Origin of the sequence: Ferrimonas sediminicola (assembly GCF_005116715.1) — a bacterium.
GTDB lineage: Bacteria > Pseudomonadota > Gammaproteobacteria > Enterobacterales > Shewanellaceae > Ferrimonas > Ferrimonas sediminicola.
Genome location: NZ_SWCI01000002.1, coordinates 161,134 through 178,936, shown reverse-complemented (window position 1 = coordinate 178,936; position 17,803 = coordinate 161,134). Strand labels below are relative to the sequence as shown.

Genomic DNA, 17,803 nt, shown 5'->3' with positions numbered 1-17,803 from the left:
CCAGACGGCGTTGGGAATGGCTGTAACGGCCGGCAGGCTAAACCCGTTCGGCCTGGCGCATCACCTCTTGGCAGCCACAGAGCACCCTATCCAGGTAGCCCTCTCCGAACAGGTTGAGGTGGTTGAGTTGATGATAGAGGTTGTACAGCGCCTCTCGGCGCTGCCAGTCCTGCGCCAGTGGCCAGGTACTGTCGTAGCCCTGATAGAAGGAGGGGGAGAAGCCGCCAAACAGCCGGGTCATCGCCAGGTCGGCCTCCCTGTCCCCCTGGTAGCAGGCGGGGTCGAAGATCACCGGGCGGTCACCGTCGAAGCCGGCGTTGCCCCGCCACAGGTCACCGTGCAGCAACGAGGGCTGCGGCTGGTGATCCGCCAGCAGGGCGTCGCTGGCCTCCTTCAGGGGCCGCTGCCAGCGACGAAGCCGGGCGGCGCCCGCCTCGATGGCCCAGGTCAGCTGGGGTTCCAGCCGCCGCCGCCACCAGAAGCCCTGCCAACTGTCGCTCCAGCCGTTGAGCTGCACCGTGGTGCCGATGTGGTTGTCGCCCTGCCAGCCGTAGCGGCGGTCCCTGGAGGGCTGTTGGTGCAACTGGGCCAGAGCCTGGCCCAACGCCCGCTCGTCACCCCGGCGCCCCAGCTCCATCCAGGGCAGCACCAGGTACTGCCAGCCGCCGGATTCCCCCCAGCACAGCGGCTGAGGGGCGAGAGTGCCCAGGGCGATCAGCCCCTCGGCCTCCTCCTCGAACAGGGCGCCGTGGCTGCGGCGGTTGACCTTCACAAACCAGAGGTTGTGGCCGTCGCTGACCGAAAACGCCGGGTTGATGTCGCCGCCGCAGACCGGCTGCGGCGAGGACAGGGACACCGGTGCGTTCAGCGCCTCAGCCATCCCCTTTGCGACCGCCGACCAGCAGAGGCCCATCAGCCAAGTCCTGCCAGGTAGCCATCCGCCGCCGCTGCGCCCATCTGATAGCCCAGCCCCAGCAGAGCGGAGTCCTTGGTCAGCCGGCCCACCGGAAACTGCGGCGGCGGCTGGATCAGCCGGACGGTGCAGCCCGGTGGCGGGGAGGCGAGAAACGCCAGGGTGCGGTTGTAGTGGCGGTGGCGCTCAAGCATCGCCCGGCCCAGCTGGGGATGGCGGCGAAACGCCCAGCGCATCAGGGCGGGGAATCGCGGCGGCGACTTCAGGTAACCGGCCCTCTGGGACAGCACCACGGTGATCTCGGTAAAGCCCGCCCGCCAGGCCGCCTCCACCGGGATGGAGTCGGAGACGCCGCCGTCGGTGTAGGCTTCCCCCTCCAACGAGACAAACTCGCGGTAGGCCAGCGGCAGCGAGCAGGAGGCCTTCATCGCCATCGCCAGGTTGTGGCGGTCGGCTTTAAGCTGACGGGGCGCGGCGTCGCTGGCCCGGGTCAGGCCAATGTAGAGGGGAATGCCGCGGGCCTCGAAGGCGTCGAAGTCGAAGGGCAGCTCGGTCAGGGTGATGGGCCACAGCCAGTCCAGGTCCAGCAGGTGGCCGCCGCACAGGAACCGCCAGGGGTTGATGAACTCGGGCCGGCAGGAGTAATCCTCGATGATGCGCCGGGTACGTCCGCGCTGGCCGGAGAGGTAGGCGGCCAGCGCGGTGGAGCCGGCGGAGACGCCGAAGCAGCCATCGAAGGCGAAATGATCCCGTTCGATGAACCTGTCCAGCACCCCGGCGGCGAAGATGCCGCGCATCGCCCCGCCCTCCACAACCAGGGCCTCTCTTCTGCCACCGTGCGCCGCGGCGCCGGACCCATCCCTGTCCTCGGTCATCGCTACTCCTTGTCGACGGTCACGGTAAACACCGGGGTGGGATTGAGCAGGCTCTGCACCACCTTGTGCAGCCGGGCCAGCTCCATCTTGACCGTGGTCTGATCGGCACCGAAGAAGCTCATCTCCAGCTGCATCTCGCCATCCAGGTACTGGCACGACATCACGTTGGAGTCGGAGATCGCCGCGTCCATATACTGTTCCAGCAGCCGCTCCAGCCCGGACACATGCTCAGGCGCCAGCTTGAAGCCGACCCGCAGCCGGATCAGTGCGAACTCGGTGGTTTCATGCCCTTCAAATCCAGGTAATACCATGAATTGATTCCTGTGTTTAACTCATCGGCTCCAGTCTAACCCACCCAGGGGTGGCTGTTGACCTTCGCCGATCATTTTTGTGCTAGGCGCGGGCCTCAGCCCTACTCCACCGCCTCATAGGCGGTCAGGGTGTTGTTCAGCAGGCCGGCGATGGTCATCGGCCCCACCCCGCCGGGTACCGGGGTGATGGCTCCGGCGACCGGGGCCACCCGCTGATAATCCACGTCGCCCACCAGCCGGGTCCCCTCGCCGGTATCGATGCGGTTGATGCCCACATCGATCACCACCGCGCCGGGCTTGACCCAACTCTCATCCACCATCTGCGGCCGTCCGACCGCCACCACCAGGATGTCGGCCTGGCGCGCCAGTTCGGCGCCGTTGGCGCTCTTGGAGTGGACCAGTGTGACGCTGCAATCCTCGGCCAAAAACAGCTGCGCCGCCGGCTTGCCGACGATGTTGGAGCGGCCCACCACCACCACGTGCTTGCCGGTGAGATCGCCGAGCACCTCCTTGGCCAGGATGACGCAGCCCGCCGGGGTGCAGGGCACCAGGGCGCGCGCATCGCCAATGCCCAGCAGGCCGACGTTGACCGGGTGGAACCCGTCCACGTCCTTGGCGGGTGAGATCCGTTTCAGGATCCGCCCCTCCTCCAGGTGGGCCGGCAACGGCAGCTGCACCAGGATGCCGTCGATCTGCGGGTCCTGGTTCAGGCTGTCCAGCAGCCCCAGCAGATCCTCCTCGGTGGTCCGCTCATCCAGGCGGTGCTCCCGGCTGAGGATCCCCGCCTGCTCACAGCGGCGAATCTTGTTTCGAACATAGACGTCACTGGCAGGGTTGTCCCCCACCATCACCACCGCCAGCCCGGGAGGACGCTTGCCCTGCTCGGTCAAGGCCGCCACCCGTTGGGCGATCTGGGCCACCTGTTCATCGGCAATGCGCCGTCCATCGATTCGCTTGGGCTGGTTCATTTTGTTCCTCTGACCTCGCCATTTTGAAAAAACCACTCATCTTAGAGCAAGGGCCGAGCCCCTCACCACCACCGCGCTCGCGAACGCTGTTTTTCTGGGCGATCCCGGCCCCGGTCATTTCCATAACAGAAACAAAGATTCCCGTCTTTTATAGGGGAATACCTCGAAGGATATTGATTTAGGTCAACTACTTAATTACCTTCGGGGGTAACTTAGGTGAAAAGTTAGCCTGCCATCTCAGGGGCGCAGGAGCGCTCCCCGGGCCACAAGGAAGGAGCCGCAGATGAGCTACTTTGTAACCGGAGCCACCGGCTTGCTGGGGCGGCAGTTGATCCGTCGTCTGCTCAGCGGTGGCGCCCCCCTCTACTGCCTGGTCCGCGACCAGGAGGGACAGGCGCGTCTCGACGCCCTGGCCGACGAACTGGACGCCCACGGGCAGATTCACCCCGTGGCCGGCAGTCTCAAGGACCCGGCACTGGGGCTGTCCCAGGCCAACCGCGACCGGCTGAGGGGGCAGATCGACCACTTCATCCACCTGGCGGCCTACAACGACTTCCGCCGCGACGGCAACGGTGTGGTCAAGGCCAATGTCCAGGCCACCGAGGCCGCCCTGGCCTGCGCCGCCGATCTCGGGGCACAGTGCTTTCACCATCTCAGCTCCATCGCCGCCGCCGGCCTCTACCGCGGCTGTTTCGATGAGACCATGTTCCAGGAAGCGGAGCAGCTGACCCATCCCTACTTCCTCTCCAAGCACCTGTGCGAAAAGGCGGTCCGCCAGCAAGGCGCGCTGCCCTGGCGGATCTACCGCCCCGGCATCCTGGTGGGCGACAGCCACAGCGGCGAAGCCAACCGCATCCAGGGCCCCTACTACTTTTTCAAGCTGCTGCAGAAGATCCGCAACGCCCTGCCCAGCTGGTTTCCGCTGGTGGGGTTCGAAGGGGGCCCGATCAACATCGTGCCGGTGGACTTTGTCGCCGAGGCCATGGCCTACCTGATCCGTCAGCCCGAGCTGGACCGGCGCTGCTTCCACCTGACCGATCCCCGTCCCTACAGCGCCGGCCAGGTGCTCAACCTGCTCTCCAAGGCGGGCCATGGGCCGACCCTGGCGCTGGGATTCAATCTCAACCTCAGCAGCCTGCTGCCCCGGCCCTGGCTGCAGCTGGCCAGCCAGTACCCGCCCCTGGTCAAGCTGGCCCGGCGCATCGTCAGTGATTACGGCATCCCGCCGGAGACCCTGAGCCTGCTCAACTATCCCACCCGCTTCGACAGCCAGTCCACCCAGGCGCTGCTGCGGGACGCCGGCATCCGTTGTCCGGACCTGGCCAGCTACGTGGTGCCCATCTGGGATTACTGGGAGCGCAACCTGGATCCGGACCTGTTCCTGGATGACAGCCTGCGCCACAGGCTGACCAACAAGGTGGTGCTGATCACCGGCGCCAGCTCCGGCATCGGCCGGGCCACCGCCCTGCGGCTGGCGCCCTACGGGGCCAAACTGCTGCTGGTGGCACGAAACAGCGAGCGGCTGAAGGAGACCGAGCAGCAGGTGCGAGCCCTGGGAGGCAAGGCGCTGTGCTTCAGCTGCGACCTCACCGACAAGGTGGTCGCCAAGGCGATGCTGGCCAAGATCCTCGGCGCCCACGAGCGGGTGGATCTGCTGATCAACTGCGCCGGGCGCTCCATCCGCCGCTCGGTGGCGGCCTCCACCGAACGGGTGCACGACTATGAGCGCACCATGGCCATCAACTACTTCGGCGCCCTGCGGCTGATACTGGGGTGCCTGCCGGCCATGGCCAAGGCGCAGTCCGGCCAGGTGATCAACATCTCCTCCATCGGCGTGCTCACCAACGCCCCCAGATTCAGCGCCTATGTGGCCTCCAACGCCGCCCTGGAATCCTTCTGTCGCTGCGCCGCCGCCGAGTACTCGGATCAGGGGGTGCGCTTCACCACCATCAACATGCCGCTGGTGGATACGCCGATGATCGCCCCGACCCAGCTCTACCAGGCGGTCCCCACCCTCAGCGCCGAGCAGGCCGCCGACCTGGTGGCCAAGGCGGTGGTTCACCAGCCCAAGCGGGTGGCCACCCGCCTCGGGGTGCTGGGGGCGGTGATGCACGCCCTCTCCCCCAGGCTGGCGGAGATAACCATGAACATGATCTACCGGATGTTCCCCGAGTCCGGCGAAGTACAGGAAGAGAAACTGAATTACAGCCAACAGCAACAGATGATAGGCCTGGCAGCGATGCTCCGGGGCATTCACTTTTAGGAGACACAATGAAATTGGAACTCACCCACACCTACGCCTGCTCCACCGAGGAACTGCTGCGCTTCTTCGTCGAGCCTGAGATGATCCAGCAGAAGTATGAGGCACTGGGGTGTCAGCGGGTGCGTATTCCGCAACATCTCGCCGAGCCCAGCGGCGTCGCCCTCTCCACTAAGCGTGAGGTGACCAGCAATGTGCCGGCGGTGCTCAAGCGGCTGCTCGGATCGCAGAACCTGGTGAAGCAGGTGGAGGAGTGGCAGCTGGACCGGGCGCCGCTCTACCGTTGCGAGATGTCGGTGGAACTGGTGGGGGTGCCGATCAAGATCACCGGCACCATGGTGTTCGAACCCGCAAAGCAGGGGTGTGTCAACCGGGTGGAGATGCAGATGAAAAGCGCCCTGCCCTTCATCGGCAACAAGCTGACCCGCTTCGTCCATGACGAGATCGAGCGGATGGCCAACGCCGAATGGCACTACCTGCAGACCCAACTGACCACAGAGCCGGCCTGATATGGGAACCCGACAGCGTATCCTCGACACCAGCCTGGCGATGTTCAACCATCACGGTTCCGCCAACATCACCAGCCTGGACATCGCCGCCGAGCTGGAGATCAGCCCGGGCAACCTTTATTACCACTTCAAGGGCAAGGAGGAGATCATCAACCAGCTCTCCAAGGAGTGTGAACTGGCCGTGGGCACCCTGCTGGCCAGGGTGGACCTGGAGGCGATAAGCGAGTCGGAGTACTGGGTGTTCCTGCTCTCCCTGCTGCGGGTGTGCCTGCACTACCGTTTCCTGTTCCTGGATCTGCAGACGGTGGCACCGCCCCAGGGCAACCGCGGCGCCCAGCGGCTGATGAAGCAGCTGCACAGCTTCACCGCCCACAGCCTGGAGGCGCTGGAGGAGAAGGCGTTGCTGCAGGTAAAGGGGGAGCAGCGGGAGCAGTTGGCGGACAACCTATTCCTGCTGGGGCTCTCCTGGCTCTGTTTCGATTCAGGCGACAGCGACGACAAGGCGGTTGAGCGCGGGGCCCAACGGCTGATCTCCCTGGTCAACCCTCACCTTACCCGGCAGCTGAATCTTGCCGGCACTGATCAATAAAGCGGCCACACCGCTCCATCGCTTCCCGGGCTTCGGGCAGTTGCTGAAACAGGGTGAATACATGGGGCAGGCCTGGCCAGATGGTCAGGTCAGCCACCCCGCCCTGGCGCCTCACCCTGGACTTCAGCCTGACCGAATCATCCAGCAGGATCTCCAGGCTGCCCACGTGCACCATTATCGGTGCCAGGTCGCTGAGATCCGCCGCCAGGGGTGATGCCAGCGGGTCACAGGGAGTGTGGCCATTGAGGTAGGAGTTGCGCAGCAGCATCAGGCTGCCCAGGTCGAAGAAGGGATCCTCGTTACGCATGACGAAGGCGGACTGGCTGTTCATGGTCAGGTCCAGCGCCGGCGAGAACAGCAGCGCCGCCAACGGCTGAGGCAACCCCTTCTCCTTGCACTTCACCATGGTCGCCAGCGCCAGGTTGCCGCCGGCGGAATCGCCCCCGAGGATGATCTTCTCCGGGGGCACCCCTTGCTCCAGCAGGGTGCGGTAGGCGGTAAAGCAATCGTGGAGGGCGGCAGGAAAGGGAAACTCTGGGGCCAACCGATAGTTGACCATCACCCCGCGGGCCCGGCTGTGCCTGCTGAGGTAGTGGAGCATGGCGCTGTGGACCTGGGGAGAGCGGAAGCAGAAGCCACCACCATGAAAGTAGAGCAGCACGCTGTCCCCGGCCGGGCGGCCTTTGACGATCCACTGACATGGAACGCCGGAGAGACTGTCCTCAATCCACTCCAGCCCCGCCGGGGTGCCTATGTAGGAGTTCAGCTTGTCCAGCCCGGCTATCACTCCCCTGACCGACAGGATGTCGTTACACCGCTCCAGGCGGCCTCGAATCGCCCGGTAGAGCACCTTGTTGAGCGCCTTGGCACGCCAGCTGGACATCCACTTTCCTTAGTTTGCGGGAGAAAGGCTAGATGATATGTGAGAAAACACTGAAGACTCAAGCTCTTCCAAGCCCTCCTCCAGATAACGGTCGAAAGATTCAAATCCCGGCAGTGAGTGGCGACAGCACACCAGGCCAAAGTGGAGCATGCCATCGTAGCGCAGCAGGGTCATGTTGAGGGTCTGCCCCGGCATCAGCAGCGACAGTGGGTAGCTGGCGGTCATCCTGGCACCGCGCAGGGAGAGGGGGTGATCCGACGCGTCCACCTCGGTGATCAGCATGTTCGCCGCCGGCGGCAGCCACTGCTGGCTGTCGTAGCGGGCCGCCACCAGCGACAGGGCATTGACCACCGACGAGTAGCGGTTGTAGGCGCGGGCGCTGGTGCGCCGGGTCTGTTCGCGGATGCGCCGGTTGGTGCGGCCGATCGCCTTAAGCCGCTGCATCGGTGTCAGTCCCGGTCGTCCAAGCTCTACCAGGCCGACCGAGATCATATGCAATCGCTCGTCGCTGTCGGCGGAATGCAGGGGCACCATGGCCACCAGCGGGTCACTGTCCCCCCAGTTGTGTACCCTGAGGTAACGGTGCAGCGCCATGTCACACAGGGTCAGCACCACATCATCGAAACGGCCGCCGGTGTGCAGCGCCAAGCGGTTGAGGCGGCTGGCGGGCAGTTTGGCCAGGGTCACCTGCTTGGCCCGCTCCGGGCTGATGTGGTTAAAGGGGGTACGCGGTGCGGTAAAGGGCAGGCGGATACCACTGTGGGTCAGGCACAGCCGATCGGTGGTGGCCAGGCACAGCAGCTTGAGGCTGTCCAGGCCGATCCTCGCCTGCTTTGCCCAGAAGGCGGGGGTCAGGGTCTGCAGCCACTGGCTCAGATCCGGCTGCTCCTCGTCGATGCGGCTGCCGAGCTGCCAGAAGGGCACCAGGTAACCCAGGCGCTCGGTTAGGTCGAAACTGTCTCTCACCAGGCTGGCGGCGCGCAGGCCGTCAGTCAGGGCATGGTGGAACTTCATCACCAGGGCGATCTCGCCACTCTCCAGCCCGTCGATCACCCACAGCTCCCACAGGGGGCGGCTGCGATCCAGTCGGTAGCTGTGGATCCGCGCCACCAGTTCCATCAACTGATCGCCATCACCGGGCCTGGGTAGCTTCGCCAGGCGAACATGGTAGGAGAGATCCACCTCATCCGCCGCCTGCCAGCGGGGCAAGCTGGAGGGGGTGAAGTGGATCACCTGATCGAAGGGGGCCACCACCGGTCCGCAGCGGACCAGTTGGCGGTGAAGGCGCGACCCGAAATCGGGCAAATCCTCAGGAGGGCGCAGCATCATCAGCCCTGACACATGCAGCGGTGTCGAGTCGCTTTCAAAAAGCAGGAACACCAGCTCGGACAGGGACAAGGTGGTCATGCGCCCTCCTTCAGGCCTACTTGGCCAGTTTCTCGATGGCGTCAGCCAGTTTGTCTACCTTGGCGTTCAGTTCCTCAATCTGACGCGGATGGATGCCGCTCAGGCGGTAGAACAGGTTATGCACCCGGGCTTCCACCTCCTCGTTGGCGCGATCCAGGTTGTCCTCTACCCGGGCTCGGGTGTTGGCTTCCACTTCGCGGCCGCGCTCAACCAGCTTCTCGAACAGGTCACCGGATTTGCCCTCCAGCTCCCTGGCCTCCTCGATGCTGCGGCTGTAGACACCCAGCCCGGCGAGCCAGATGTTTCGAGCCAGCTGCTCGTTGTCAACGCCTTCTACGGGTGGCATTCCCTTCACTTGTTCAGTCATCATGTGCTCCTTACACCGCGGCTTCAGGCGGGCTTATTGGTGGTACGGCGGGGGGTCTTTGCCGCTGGTTTGGCGGCAGGCTTAGGGGCGGCCTTAGGGGCTGCTTTAGGTGGCGTCTTCGGGGTCGCGGTGACCTTGGGGGCGGCCTTGGCGGCGGCCTTCTCCTCCGCCATCTTGTCCACCAGCGTGGTCAGCCGGTCGATCTTGGACTCCAGCTCTTCGAGTTGTTCAGCCTCCAGTCCGGTCACCTTCTGGACCTGGCTGTGCAGTTGGGCCTCGAACGCTTCCTTGGTCTGAGTGGACGCTTCGGAGACGCGCTCGACGGTAGAGGATTCCAGCTCCTTGCCCCGCTCCAGCAGTTCATCGAACAGGCTCAGGCCCCTTTCCGACAGCTGGCTGATCTCTTCGGCCCCTTTGGAGTAGGCGCCCAGACCGGCCAACCAGATTTTCCGATACAGTGCTTCCTGGGTGTCAGCATCCGCATTTTTTGATCCAAACAGTCGCTTCAACATGTTGCCTCCATGACGGGAAAGTTTTCTTTGTCATGGTCAGAGTACGGTGGATCTTTAGAAGGGACATTCTAAACGGCGGGGAAAAATTGAGGTTGGTCAAACTTGGTTTAGATTAGCAGGGTATCCAGTTGAGTCTCTATCCCCTGCCTGATCACCGGGGCAAAGGGGAGCAGCAGCAGCCCCAATTTCATCTCGATGGTGACCTGGTGCGCCTCCGGCACCAATACCCCGTTGGCACCGCTGCGGCGAAAGGTCAGGCGCTCCCCCTGCCACTGCCAGGAGACCTGGTAGTCGTCCGCCAGGCTCTGCGCCACCTGCTCACTGAGGTCGCGAATCCCCTGGTGACCCAATGAATGGTTGCGTTGAATATAGATGGCGGTCATCGGCCTGCTCTCCCTGGTGCAAATGACGGGGGCGGACGCCCCTGCTGCTATAGGGTTTAAGTTACCAGACCAGAGCAAATTTTCCACACGGATGTCGTCGTTTTGTCACTCGGCGGACCTAAGCCAGGCCCCATCAAGCCACAAAGTCCGAATTAATATTGCTAATCCTAAATTCGGGTAGGCACAGCGGATCTCACTGTTCAACCTGCCAGGGGGGGCGGTTGAGGTCTCCCCCGCCAGCCTGGTGGTCAGCTGCCCCCAAGGCGCGATGGGACCCGAACGGGTTCCGTCCGGATGGACGCCGTGGGGCTGACCTCGATCACCGGAACTGCGCGGGCAGTTTGCAACAGGTGCGCTTTTTTCCAGGGCCGCCCCAGAAGCCAGACCCAAACGGGCATTGGGGACGCCTCGATGGAAATTGCCGAACTTTGCTGGGCGCCGGGCCACAAAAACACACCCAAAAGCCTTCGCTAGATCCTTCAGTTACACAAGTTGTTACATCGCGTAAAAATCGTAAAAGCGGAAAAATGGCGCCAAGGCCTATGGTGATCAGCTGACCGACTTCTGGATGTGTAGCCTTTTGACCCACATTTTTGACAACTCAAAAAGCTCGCCTATCTGCCCCTCTGTCGGACGCTCCTCGAGCAGTGGCCACGGACGCTTGGGTACCGCTCTGCCCTGCTCTTCCAGCCAGAGGCTGGCCAACTCCCTGATGGACGCGGTGGTGAATCGTCGGTCCAGTCCACACTGCCCCTTGAGCTGACTCATTAGTTTTACTGGGTAACTTTCCGGCAGCGGCTTGCTGGCATCCGTGGGACATCGGAATACCCAGGGGCCCACGGCCGCGTCCCGATGACGACGCTTAAGCCAGGCCAGGGTATCGGGAGAGAGCATCAGGAAACGGGTCTTACCGTCGATCTGCAGGCGGGCAAATCCCCTGTCCAGATCCAGTTGGGACCAGCTCAACTGGCACAGGGATTTGAAGCCGACGAGGTTGCTCAGTTGCATCAGAAGAAGGGGTTTGAGGGCCTCGGCATCCTCCAACGCCAACACCGCTCTATGGTATCGGCCCAGCTCTCGCCAGCCAATTCGGTGGCTTAAGGTTGTGGTACGCGCCAGGCTGAAGCCCTCACAGGGACAGGCCGAACCCGGGCTCATCCACCCCTCTGCCGACTCCAGCCCCCTGGCTACCCGGAAGAACAGTCGCAGCAGGCTAAGCCTGTGTTTTGCGCCGGGCTTCTCGGGCGCTACCAGAGCCGTCACCTCCTCCAGGGTCAGGGACTCCCCCGTGCGCGAGGCGAGCCCTCCCTGGAACAGGCTCTCCAACTGGCGCAACTCCGCTCTCCAGCGGGGACGCCGGGATCTGGCCCAGTCGGCGAACCGCTCGACCCCGAGGTGTAACGGCGTGCCCTGATCAGTTACCGCCTGCCCCTGCTGGGTCAGCCTCTGCTCATTCCAGGCAGCGATGGCCGCCTCCCTGTCCATCTGCGGAAAGTAGCCCAGGGTCAGCTGACGGGTGCTTTTGGCCCCTTTTGGGGTGTAACGGTAGATCCAGCGGCGCTTATGCCGCCCCACCTTGAAGATCAGTCCAGGGTAATCGGGCTCGTTGATGTCGCTCTCGGCGTGCTGATAGCCGGAGGCCGTTCCCTGTCCCTGGATCTCGGCGATCGCCTGCTTGATCACCGCCTGGACCCGTCCCCTGACGCCGGTGGCCAGGCACTGGTCCAGCAACATCAAGACCTGCTGCTTCGGGGTCAGCTTGACTCCATCACCGCCATTTTGGTGCGCCCTGTCACTCTTTTTCATTCTGTTACCAATGTTGTTTTACCGCTTTGCACCACAGTTGCTAAGCTGCTGCTGTCTTTAACCATAACGATTATATGGACTTAACATGTTTAAGAAGTCACTGATCGGCCTGGCCCTGTTTGCCGGTGCCGCCCTTTCGCCGGCCCTGGTGGCCGAAGAGTCTCAACAAAACTGGGATCTGACCCCACTCTATGCCGATTGGCAACAGTGGCAGGGACAGAAGGCCGACCTGGAGAAGCAGCTGGAACGGCTGCTGGCTTACCAGGGTAGACTGGGGCAGTCCGCCGACGCCCTGGCCGATGCCATGGACCTCTACTACGACCTGTCCAAGACCCTGTCCCAGCTCTATGTCTATGCCAATCTCAACGCCGACACCGACCTGCGTGACTCAGACAACGGCGCCAAGCGCCAATCCATCGCCATGCTGGCCAACACCTTCAACCAGGCCAGCGCCTTCGTCAACCCGGAGCTGATCGCCCTGGGCGAAGACAAGGTGATGAAGCTGGTTGACGCCGAACCCCGTCTGGCCGCCTACCGCTTCCCGCTGGAGAACATCCTGCGTGGCAAGGCGCACACCCTGGCCCCGGCGGCGGAGAAGATCCTGGCGGCCGCCGGCACCGTCACCAGCGCCCCCTACTCCAGCTACGCCACCTTTACCAACGCCGAACTGCCCTGGCCGGAGATCGAACTGGACGGCGAACTGGTGACCCTGAACCAGGCAAGCTATGCTCGTTTCCGCAGCCACCCGGACCGGGAGGTGCGCAAGCAGGCGTTTGACAACTTCTTCGGCACCCTGTCCAAGTACCGCCGCACCATCGCCTCGCTGCTGGACGCCAACGTCAAGGCCGACGTCTTCAACGCCCGCAGCCGCAACCACGCCTCAGCCTTGGAGGCCGCCCTCAGCGAGGACAACATTCCGGTGGAGGTGTACAGCGCCCTGGTGGACACCACCAACGCCAATCTCGATACCCTGCAGCGCTACCTTAAGTTACGCTCCCGCATGCTGAAATTGGATGACCAGGGCTATTTTGACATCTACCCGGCCGTGGTCAAAGCCACCGGTGATTACCCTATCGACCGGGGCATCGAGATGATGCTGGCGTCCCTGGAGCCGATGGGAGAAAACTACGTCAACAAGATCCGTACCGGCCTGGACCAGCGCTGGATGGACACCTATCCCAAGCTGGGTAAGCGCTCCGGCGCCTACATGAGCGGCAGCGCCTATGATGTTCACCCCTACGTGCTGATGAACTACAACGACGACTACACCTCGGTCTCCACCCTGACCCACGAGTGGGGTCACGCCACCCACTCGGTGTATGCCAACGCCAATCAGCCCTACGCCACCGCCGGCTACGCCACCTTCACCGCCGAGATCGCCTCCACCTTCCAGGAGCATCTGCTCACCGATTACGCCCTGAAGAACGCCGACGACGACAACGAGCGCCTCTACTACCTGGGTCAAACCCTGGAGAAGTTCCGTCAGACCTTCTTCCGCCAGACCATGTTTGCCGAGTTCGAACGCGCCATCCATGAAGAGGTGGAGAAGGGCCAGCCCCTGAGTGACACCCGCGCCTCGGCGATCTACCTGGATCTGCTGCGCCGCTACCATGGTCACGATCAGGGCGTGATGACCATCGATGACGCCTACGGCATCGAGTGGGCCTATGTGCCTCACTTCTACTACAACTTCTATGTGTACCAGTACGCCACCTCCATCGCCGCCTCGGCGGCCTTTGCCGACGAGGTGCTCAGCGGTGACAAGGCGGCCTATGATCGCTACCTGAACTTGCTGAAGGCCGGTGGCAGCGATTACCCCTATGATCTGGTGAAGCGTGCCGGTGTGGACCTGGCCAGCGCGGCACCCTACGAGGCGATCTTCAAGCGGATGAACCGGCTGATGGACGAGATGGAAACCATTCTCGATCGCAGCGAGAAACTGTAACAAAATCGTCGATGACGCTTGTGCAAAAAGGGAGCAAACGCTCCCTTTTTTTGTTATCAAAACCCGCCGCGGGCGATCGACTTGTTAACATGGATCTAACCACAGCCATAGTGCCGGGCAATCAAGGGGTGGCAGCGGTTGTCCACAAGTTGCGAAACCATCCACAGGGCCGGTTATTAAGAACCGTGATTTGATCACACCGATCCCCTCATCACTTTTGCAGCAACTCCCGCCGACTCCCTGCCCAGACCCACACTCACACAACGCGCCGTTTACAAGCTGGCAACCAGAGCAAAACTTGATCCACACCAATGAATCACCAGACAGTAACCTGGTTCGAATTTTGGGTAGTGATCTTCTTGATCGCGATCAAGTTATCCCACCGAAATATGGCGCTTAATATGCGACGAAATCCCATATATGGGCCACATTTAACGCAAGACAACAAGATGTAGTGCTTGTCAAGGCCCAACCCCACATTCTTAAGGAATTTTTCTCATGCCAGTTGTGATTAAGAGAGACGGTTGCCAGGTGCCCTTTGATAGCGCAAGGATTCGCGACGCTATCGGGCGTGCCGCAATGGCGGCCGACGTCAAGGATGATGACTATGCCCAGCGACTCGCCGACACCATTGAACACGAACTGGCAGAGTCTAATGACGTCAACATCGATGAGATCCAGCAGATGGTGGAAAACCACCTGATGTCCGGCCCCTACAAGGCCGTGGCCCGTGCCTACATCGAGTACCGTCACGATCGCGACATTGCCCGCGAGTCCAACAGCCGGCTGAACCGGGAGATCCGTGGCCTGGTGGATCAGAGTAACGCCGCGCTGCTGCATGAGAATGCCAACAAGGATTCCAAGGTGATCCCAACCCAGCGCGACCTGCTGGCGGGGATCGTCGCCAAGCACTACGCCACCCGCCACATCCTGCCCCGTGACGTGGTCAAAGCCCATGAGAGGGGCGACATTCACTACCACGATCTGGACTACGCCCCCTTCTTCCCCATGTTCAACTGCATGCTGATCGATCTGGAGGGGATGCTGACCGGTGGCTTCAAGATGGGCAACGCCGAGATTGACGTGCCCAAGTCCATCTCCACCGCCACGGCGGTGACTGCCCAGATCATCGCCCAGGTGGCCAGCCACATCTACGGCGGCACCACCATCAACCGCATCGATGAGGTGCTGGAACCCTACGTTACCCAAAGCTACGAGAAGCACCTGAAGGTGGGCCAGGAGTGGCAGGTGTCCGACGTCGAGGCCTACGCCATGGCCCGTACCGAGAAGGAGTGCTACGACGCCTTCCAGAGCCTGGAGTACGAAGTCAACACCCTGCACACCGCCAACGGTCAGACGCCGTTCGTCACCTTTGGCTTCGGCCTGGGCACCAGCTGGCAGAGCCGCCTGATCCAGCAGTCGATCCTCAAGGTGCGCATGGTGGGGCTGGGCAAGAACCACAAGACCCCGGTGTTCCCCAAGCTGGTGTTTGCCATCCGTGATGGCCTGAACCACAAGGAGGGCGATGCCAACTACGACATCAAGAAGCTGGCGCTGGAGTGCTCCACCAAGCGGATGTACCCGGATATCCTCAACTACGACCGGGTGGTCGAGGTGACCGGATCCTTCAAGACCCCCATGGGCTGCCGCAGTTTCCTCTCCGCCTACGAGCAGGAGGGACAGCTGGTGCACGAAGGGCGCAACAACCTGGGTGTGGTCAGCCTGAACCTGCCCCGCATCGCCATCGAAGCCAAGGGCAACGAGGGCTTGTTCTTCGAACTGCTGGATGAGCGCCTGGCCCTGGCCAAGAAGGCGCTGATGACCCGCATTGAGCGCCTCCAGGGGGTTAAGGCCCGGGTGGCCCCGATCCTCTACATGGAGGGTGCCTGCGGCGTGCGCCTCAAGGCCGATGACGACATCAGCGAGATCTTCAAGAACGGCCGTGCCTCCATCTCCCTGGGCTACATCGGCCTGCATGAGACGGTCAACGCCCTCTATGGCACCAAGGAGCACCTGTTCGACTCCGAAGATCTGCGAGCCAAGGCGCTGACCATTGTCGAGCGCCTGCGTGCCGCCACCGATGCCTGGAAGGCCCAGACCGGCTACGGTTTCAGCCTCTACTCCACCCCGAGTGAAAACCTGTGCACCCGCTTTTGCAAGATCGACCAGCGTCAGTACGGCGTGGTGGAGGGGGTCACCGACAAGGGGTACTACACCAACAGCTTCCACCTGGATGTGGAGAAGGCGGTCAACCCTTACGACAAGATCGACTTCGAGAAGCCCTACCCCAAGATCGCCAATGGCGGCTTCATCTGCTACGGGGAGTACCCCAACATGCAGAAGAATGTCGAGGCGCTGGAGGATGTGTGGGACTACGCCTACCAGCATGTCCCCTACTATGGCACCAACACCCCCATCGACGAGTGTTATGAGTGCGGCTATACCGGTGAGTTTGAGTGTACCTCCAAGGGCTTCACCTGCCCCAAGTGCGGTAACCACGATCCTGCCAAGGTGTCCGTGACCCGACGCGTCTGTGGCTACCTGGGCAGCCCGGACGCCCGCCCCTTCAACGAGGGTAAGCAGGAGGAGGTCAAGCGCAGGGTCAAGCACCTGTAGCCTGATGCGTCACAAAGATGGGCAGGGCGTGTCCCTGCCCTTTTTGATGAAGGAGACATCAATGAACTACCACAAATACTACCCGGTGGATGTGGTCAATGGATTGGGCACCCGCTGCACCCTGTTTGTCTCGGGCTGCGTCCACCAGTGTAAGGGCTGCTACAACCAGAGCACCCAGAGACTCGACTCTGGTCACCCCTTTACCGACGAGCTTGCCGACAGGATCATTCAGGATCTCAGCGACACCCGCATCAAGCGCCGCGGACTGAGTCTGTCCGGGGGGGATCCCCTGCATCCGGCCAACGTCGGGGCGATCCTCGCCCTAGTCAAACGGGTGAAGCAGAGCTGCCCGGACAAGGATATCTGGTGCTGGAGCGGCTATCGCCTCGAGGAGCTGGATGAGGCCCAGCAGGCGCTACTGCCCTACCTGGATGTACTGATTGATGGCCGCTTCGAACAGGCGTTGGCAGACCCCTCTCTGCTGTGGCGAGGCAGCAGCAACCAGGTGGTACACCGCTTGTCACAGCGCGCCAGGGACACCGTCTCCGCACCATGATGCAGGGGCCAGTCGGCCCCCCGCTAGATCCGCTCCGGCGCTATCTCCACCGCCTGGCGGATCAGGTTTCCCTTGCTGATGTTGTAGCCACTGAGCTTGGACAACCAGTCCTCCGGCCCCAGCAGCCGGTTGACGATCTCCTGAGTCCCGACCCCGTCCCGGTGCAGGACAGACGCCTGCAGGCACAGGTGTTTGAGGTTATCCAGCTTCTCCTGCAGCGCCAGCTGCCCCTGCGGCACAATGCCGCGGTGGGGACAAAACAACACGTCGAAATCCAGGGCCAGCACCTTTTTGATGCTCTGCATCAGTTGCAGCAGATCCTCATCGGCACGCAGGTAACGTATCGATTTGGACAGGTAGAGATCGCCGGAAAACAGGTAGCCCCGCTCCGGCCAGTAAAAGCAGGTGAGATCCTTGGCGTGCCCCGGGGTATGCACCGGCTGCAGCGCGCCTCCCTCCGGCATCGGAATGCGCTCCGGCAGTGGCAGGGTCTCGACCGGCTGGGGGCTGCCCCAGATCAGCCGTTGAATGGGAGGAATTCGATAACCGCGGGCCAGCTTGGTACGACCGGTCTCCGGGGCGAACGGCATCAGCCGGTAACGATCGGCGATGCGGGCGGCATTACCTGCGTGGTCTTCATGGTGGTGGGTCAGCAGCAGTCTGGTGGGGGGCTGGGCGTCGAGGAGCCGGCGGATGGTTGACCACTGGTTGGGAGGCCCGGTGTCCACTTGGGTGGCGCCGATCCGGTACAGAATGAAGGTGGTGTTGATCCCCTGGTTGAAGCGGCCGACACGGACTCCTTCGACCCCTTCGTGGGCCATCCTCTCCCTGATCGGCATCCCACCCCCCTGCTGGCAGTCGCGTTTGCGGAAAGCTTCAAGCTAGCAGAGTGACCCCGATCAC

At 62.6% G+C, this 17,803-nt stretch carries 17 protein-coding genes; 6 read left to right on the top strand and 11 right to left on the bottom strand.

The features are described from left to right. Positions 1-37: 37 nt before the first annotated feature. From FCL40_RS04235 to folD, 4 genes are all read right to left on the bottom strand, one after another. Entirely contained in the window at positions 38-913 is an 876-nt protein-coding gene (locus FCL40_RS04235; RefSeq protein WP_136851678.1) for a fructosamine kinase family protein, read from the bottom strand. Then, positions 913-1,788, bottom strand: a complete 876-nt coding sequence (locus FCL40_RS04230) for a patatin-like phospholipase family protein (protein ID WP_136851676.1) — start codon at positions 1,786-1,788, stop codon at positions 913-915. Before FCL40_RS04230 ends, FCL40_RS04235 begins: the two co-directional genes overlap by 1 nt. 2 nt (positions 1,789-1,790) lie before the next feature. Beyond that, positions 1,791-2,099: a hypothetical protein gene (locus FCL40_RS04225; RefSeq protein ID WP_136851674.1), complete on the bottom strand. Its 309-nt coding sequence runs from the start codon at positions 2,097-2,099 to the stop codon at positions 1,791-1,793. A gap of 101 nt (positions 2,100-2,200) precedes the next feature. Continuing rightward, a complete protein-coding gene (gene folD, locus FCL40_RS04220) occupies positions 2,201-3,067 on the bottom strand; it encodes a bifunctional methylenetetrahydrofolate dehydrogenase/methenyltetrahydrofolate cyclohydrolase FolD (RefSeq protein ID WP_136851672.1) in 867 nt (288 codons plus the stop codon). Positions 3,068-3,350: 283 nt separating this feature from the next. On the opposite strand from folD, the gene FCL40_RS04215 reads away from it, so the two are divergent. The 3 genes from FCL40_RS04215 to FCL40_RS04205 are packed head-to-tail and all read left to right on the top strand — an operon-like array spanning position 3,351 to position 6,425. Next, on the top strand, positions 3,351-5,330 hold the full coding sequence (locus FCL40_RS04215) for an SDR family oxidoreductase (protein WP_136851670.1): 1,980 nt from the start codon (positions 3,351-3,353) through the stop codon (positions 5,328-5,330). Positions 5,331-5,338: 8 nt separating this feature from the next. Next, a complete protein-coding gene (locus tag FCL40_RS04210; RefSeq protein ID WP_136851668.1) occupies positions 5,339-5,836 on the top strand; it encodes a DUF2505 domain-containing protein in 498 nt (165 codons plus the stop codon). A 1-nt stretch (position 5,837) separates the two neighbouring features. Further along, positions 5,838-6,425, top strand: coding sequence for a TetR/AcrR family transcriptional regulator (locus FCL40_RS04205; protein ID WP_136851666.1), 588 nt, complete (start codon positions 5,838-5,840; stop codon positions 6,423-6,425). Here FCL40_RS04205 and FCL40_RS04200 read toward each other — a convergent pair. From FCL40_RS04200 to FCL40_RS04175, 6 genes are all read right to left on the bottom strand, one after another. Further along, entirely contained in the window at positions 6,388-7,308 is a 921-nt protein-coding gene (locus tag FCL40_RS04200; protein WP_136851665.1) for an alpha/beta hydrolase, read from the bottom strand. The genes FCL40_RS04205 and FCL40_RS04200 overlap by 38 nt on opposite strands. 9 nt (positions 7,309-7,317) lie before the next feature. Then, a complete protein-coding gene (locus FCL40_RS04195) occupies positions 7,318-8,715 on the bottom strand; it encodes a wax ester/triacylglycerol synthase domain-containing protein (RefSeq protein ID WP_136851664.1) in 1,398 nt (465 codons plus the stop codon). A gap of 16 nt (positions 8,716-8,731) precedes the next feature. Beyond that, entirely contained in the window at positions 8,732-9,082 is a 351-nt protein-coding gene (locus FCL40_RS04190) for a phasin family protein (RefSeq protein WP_205729086.1), read from the bottom strand. A 23-nt stretch (positions 9,083-9,105) separates the two neighbouring features. Continuing rightward, the gene (locus tag FCL40_RS04185) at positions 9,106-9,594 is read right to left on the bottom strand and encodes a phasin family protein (protein ID WP_136851662.1); all 489 of its coding nucleotides are present in this window, start codon (positions 9,592-9,594) and stop codon (positions 9,106-9,108) included. A 107-nt stretch (positions 9,595-9,701) separates the two neighbouring features. After that, complete coding sequence (locus tag FCL40_RS04180; protein WP_136851661.1) at positions 9,702-9,977, bottom strand: polyhydroxyalkanoic acid system family protein; 276 nt, start codon at positions 9,975-9,977, stop codon at positions 9,702-9,704. Between the two features lie 549 nt (positions 9,978-10,526). Further along, positions 10,527-11,783 (bottom strand): phage integrase family protein, encoded by a 1,257-nt coding sequence (locus tag FCL40_RS04175; protein WP_136851660.1) that lies wholly within the window; start codon positions 11,781-11,783, stop codon positions 10,527-10,529. Between the two features lie 85 nt (positions 11,784-11,868). Here FCL40_RS04175 and pepF point away from each other — a divergent pair, with 85 nt between their 5' ends. From pepF to nrdG, 3 genes are all read left to right on the top strand, one after another. Continuing rightward, the gene (pepF, locus tag FCL40_RS04170; protein ID WP_136851659.1) at positions 11,869-13,728 is read left to right on the top strand and encodes an oligoendopeptidase F; all 1,860 of its coding nucleotides are present in this window, start codon (positions 11,869-11,871) and stop codon (positions 13,726-13,728) included. A 498-nt stretch (positions 13,729-14,226) separates the two neighbouring features. Next, a complete protein-coding gene (gene nrdD / locus FCL40_RS04165; protein WP_136851658.1) occupies positions 14,227-16,344 on the top strand; it encodes an anaerobic ribonucleoside-triphosphate reductase in 2,118 nt (705 codons plus the stop codon). Between the two features lie 61 nt (positions 16,345-16,405). Next, positions 16,406-16,900: an anaerobic ribonucleoside-triphosphate reductase-activating protein gene (gene nrdG / locus FCL40_RS04160; protein WP_136851657.1), complete on the top strand. Its 495-nt coding sequence runs from the start codon at positions 16,406-16,408 to the stop codon at positions 16,898-16,900. Positions 16,901-16,923: 23 nt separating this feature from the next. Here nrdG and FCL40_RS04155 read toward each other — a convergent pair whose 3' ends face one another. Further along, entirely contained in the window at positions 16,924-17,739 is an 816-nt protein-coding gene (locus tag FCL40_RS04155) for an MBL fold metallo-hydrolase (RefSeq protein WP_136851656.1), read from the bottom strand. Positions 17,740-17,803 lie beyond the last annotated feature (64 nt).

Bases quoted from the DNA above. Each gene is read 5' to 3' on its own strand.
- FCL40_RS04235 (WP_136851678.1), bottom strand. From the start codon at position 913: ATGGGCCTCTGCTGGTCGGCGGTCGCAAAGGGGATGGCTGAGGCGCTG.
- FCL40_RS04230 (WP_136851676.1), bottom strand. From the start codon at position 1,788: ATGACCGAGGACAGGGATGGGTCCGGCGCCGCGGCGCACGGTGGCAGA.
- FCL40_RS04225 (WP_136851674.1), bottom strand. From the start codon at position 2,099: ATGGTATTACCTGGATTTGAAGGGCATGAAACCACCGAGTTCGCACTG.
- folD (WP_136851672.1), bottom strand. From the start codon at position 3,067: ATGAACCAGCCCAAGCGAATCGATGGACGGCGCATTGCCGATGAACAG.
- FCL40_RS04215 (WP_136851670.1), top strand. From the start codon at position 3,351: ATGAGCTACTTTGTAACCGGAGCCACCGGCTTGCTGGGGCGGCAGTTG.
- FCL40_RS04210 (WP_136851668.1), top strand. From the start codon at position 5,339: ATGAAATTGGAACTCACCCACACCTACGCCTGCTCCACCGAGGAACTG.
- FCL40_RS04205 (WP_136851666.1), top strand. From the start codon at position 5,838: ATGGGAACCCGACAGCGTATCCTCGACACCAGCCTGGCGATGTTCAAC.
- FCL40_RS04200 (WP_136851665.1), bottom strand. From the start codon at position 7,308: ATGTCCAGCTGGCGTGCCAAGGCGCTCAACAAGGTGCTCTACCGGGCG.
- FCL40_RS04195 (WP_136851664.1), bottom strand. From the start codon at position 8,715: ATGACCACCTTGTCCCTGTCCGAGCTGGTGTTCCTGCTTTTTGAAAGC.
- FCL40_RS04190 (WP_205729086.1), bottom strand. From the start codon at position 9,082: ATGACTGAACAAGTGAAGGGAATGCCACCCGTAGAAGGCGTTGACAAC.
- FCL40_RS04185 (WP_136851662.1), bottom strand. From the start codon at position 9,594: ATGTTGAAGCGACTGTTTGGATCAAAAAATGCGGATGCTGACACCCAG.
- FCL40_RS04180 (WP_136851661.1), bottom strand. From the start codon at position 9,977: ATGACCGCCATCTATATTCAACGCAACCATTCATTGGGTCACCAGGGG.
- FCL40_RS04175 (WP_136851660.1), bottom strand. From the start codon at position 11,783: ATGAAAAAGAGTGACAGGGCGCACCAAAATGGCGGTGATGGAGTCAAG.
- pepF (WP_136851659.1), top strand. From the start codon at position 11,869: ATGTTTAAGAAGTCACTGATCGGCCTGGCCCTGTTTGCCGGTGCCGCC.
- nrdD (WP_136851658.1), top strand. From the start codon at position 14,227: ATGCCAGTTGTGATTAAGAGAGACGGTTGCCAGGTGCCCTTTGATAGC.
- nrdG (WP_136851657.1), top strand. From the start codon at position 16,406: ATGAACTACCACAAATACTACCCGGTGGATGTGGTCAATGGATTGGGC.
- FCL40_RS04155 (WP_136851656.1), bottom strand. From the start codon at position 17,739: ATGCCGATCAGGGAGAGGATGGCCCACGAAGGGGTCGAAGGAGTCCGT.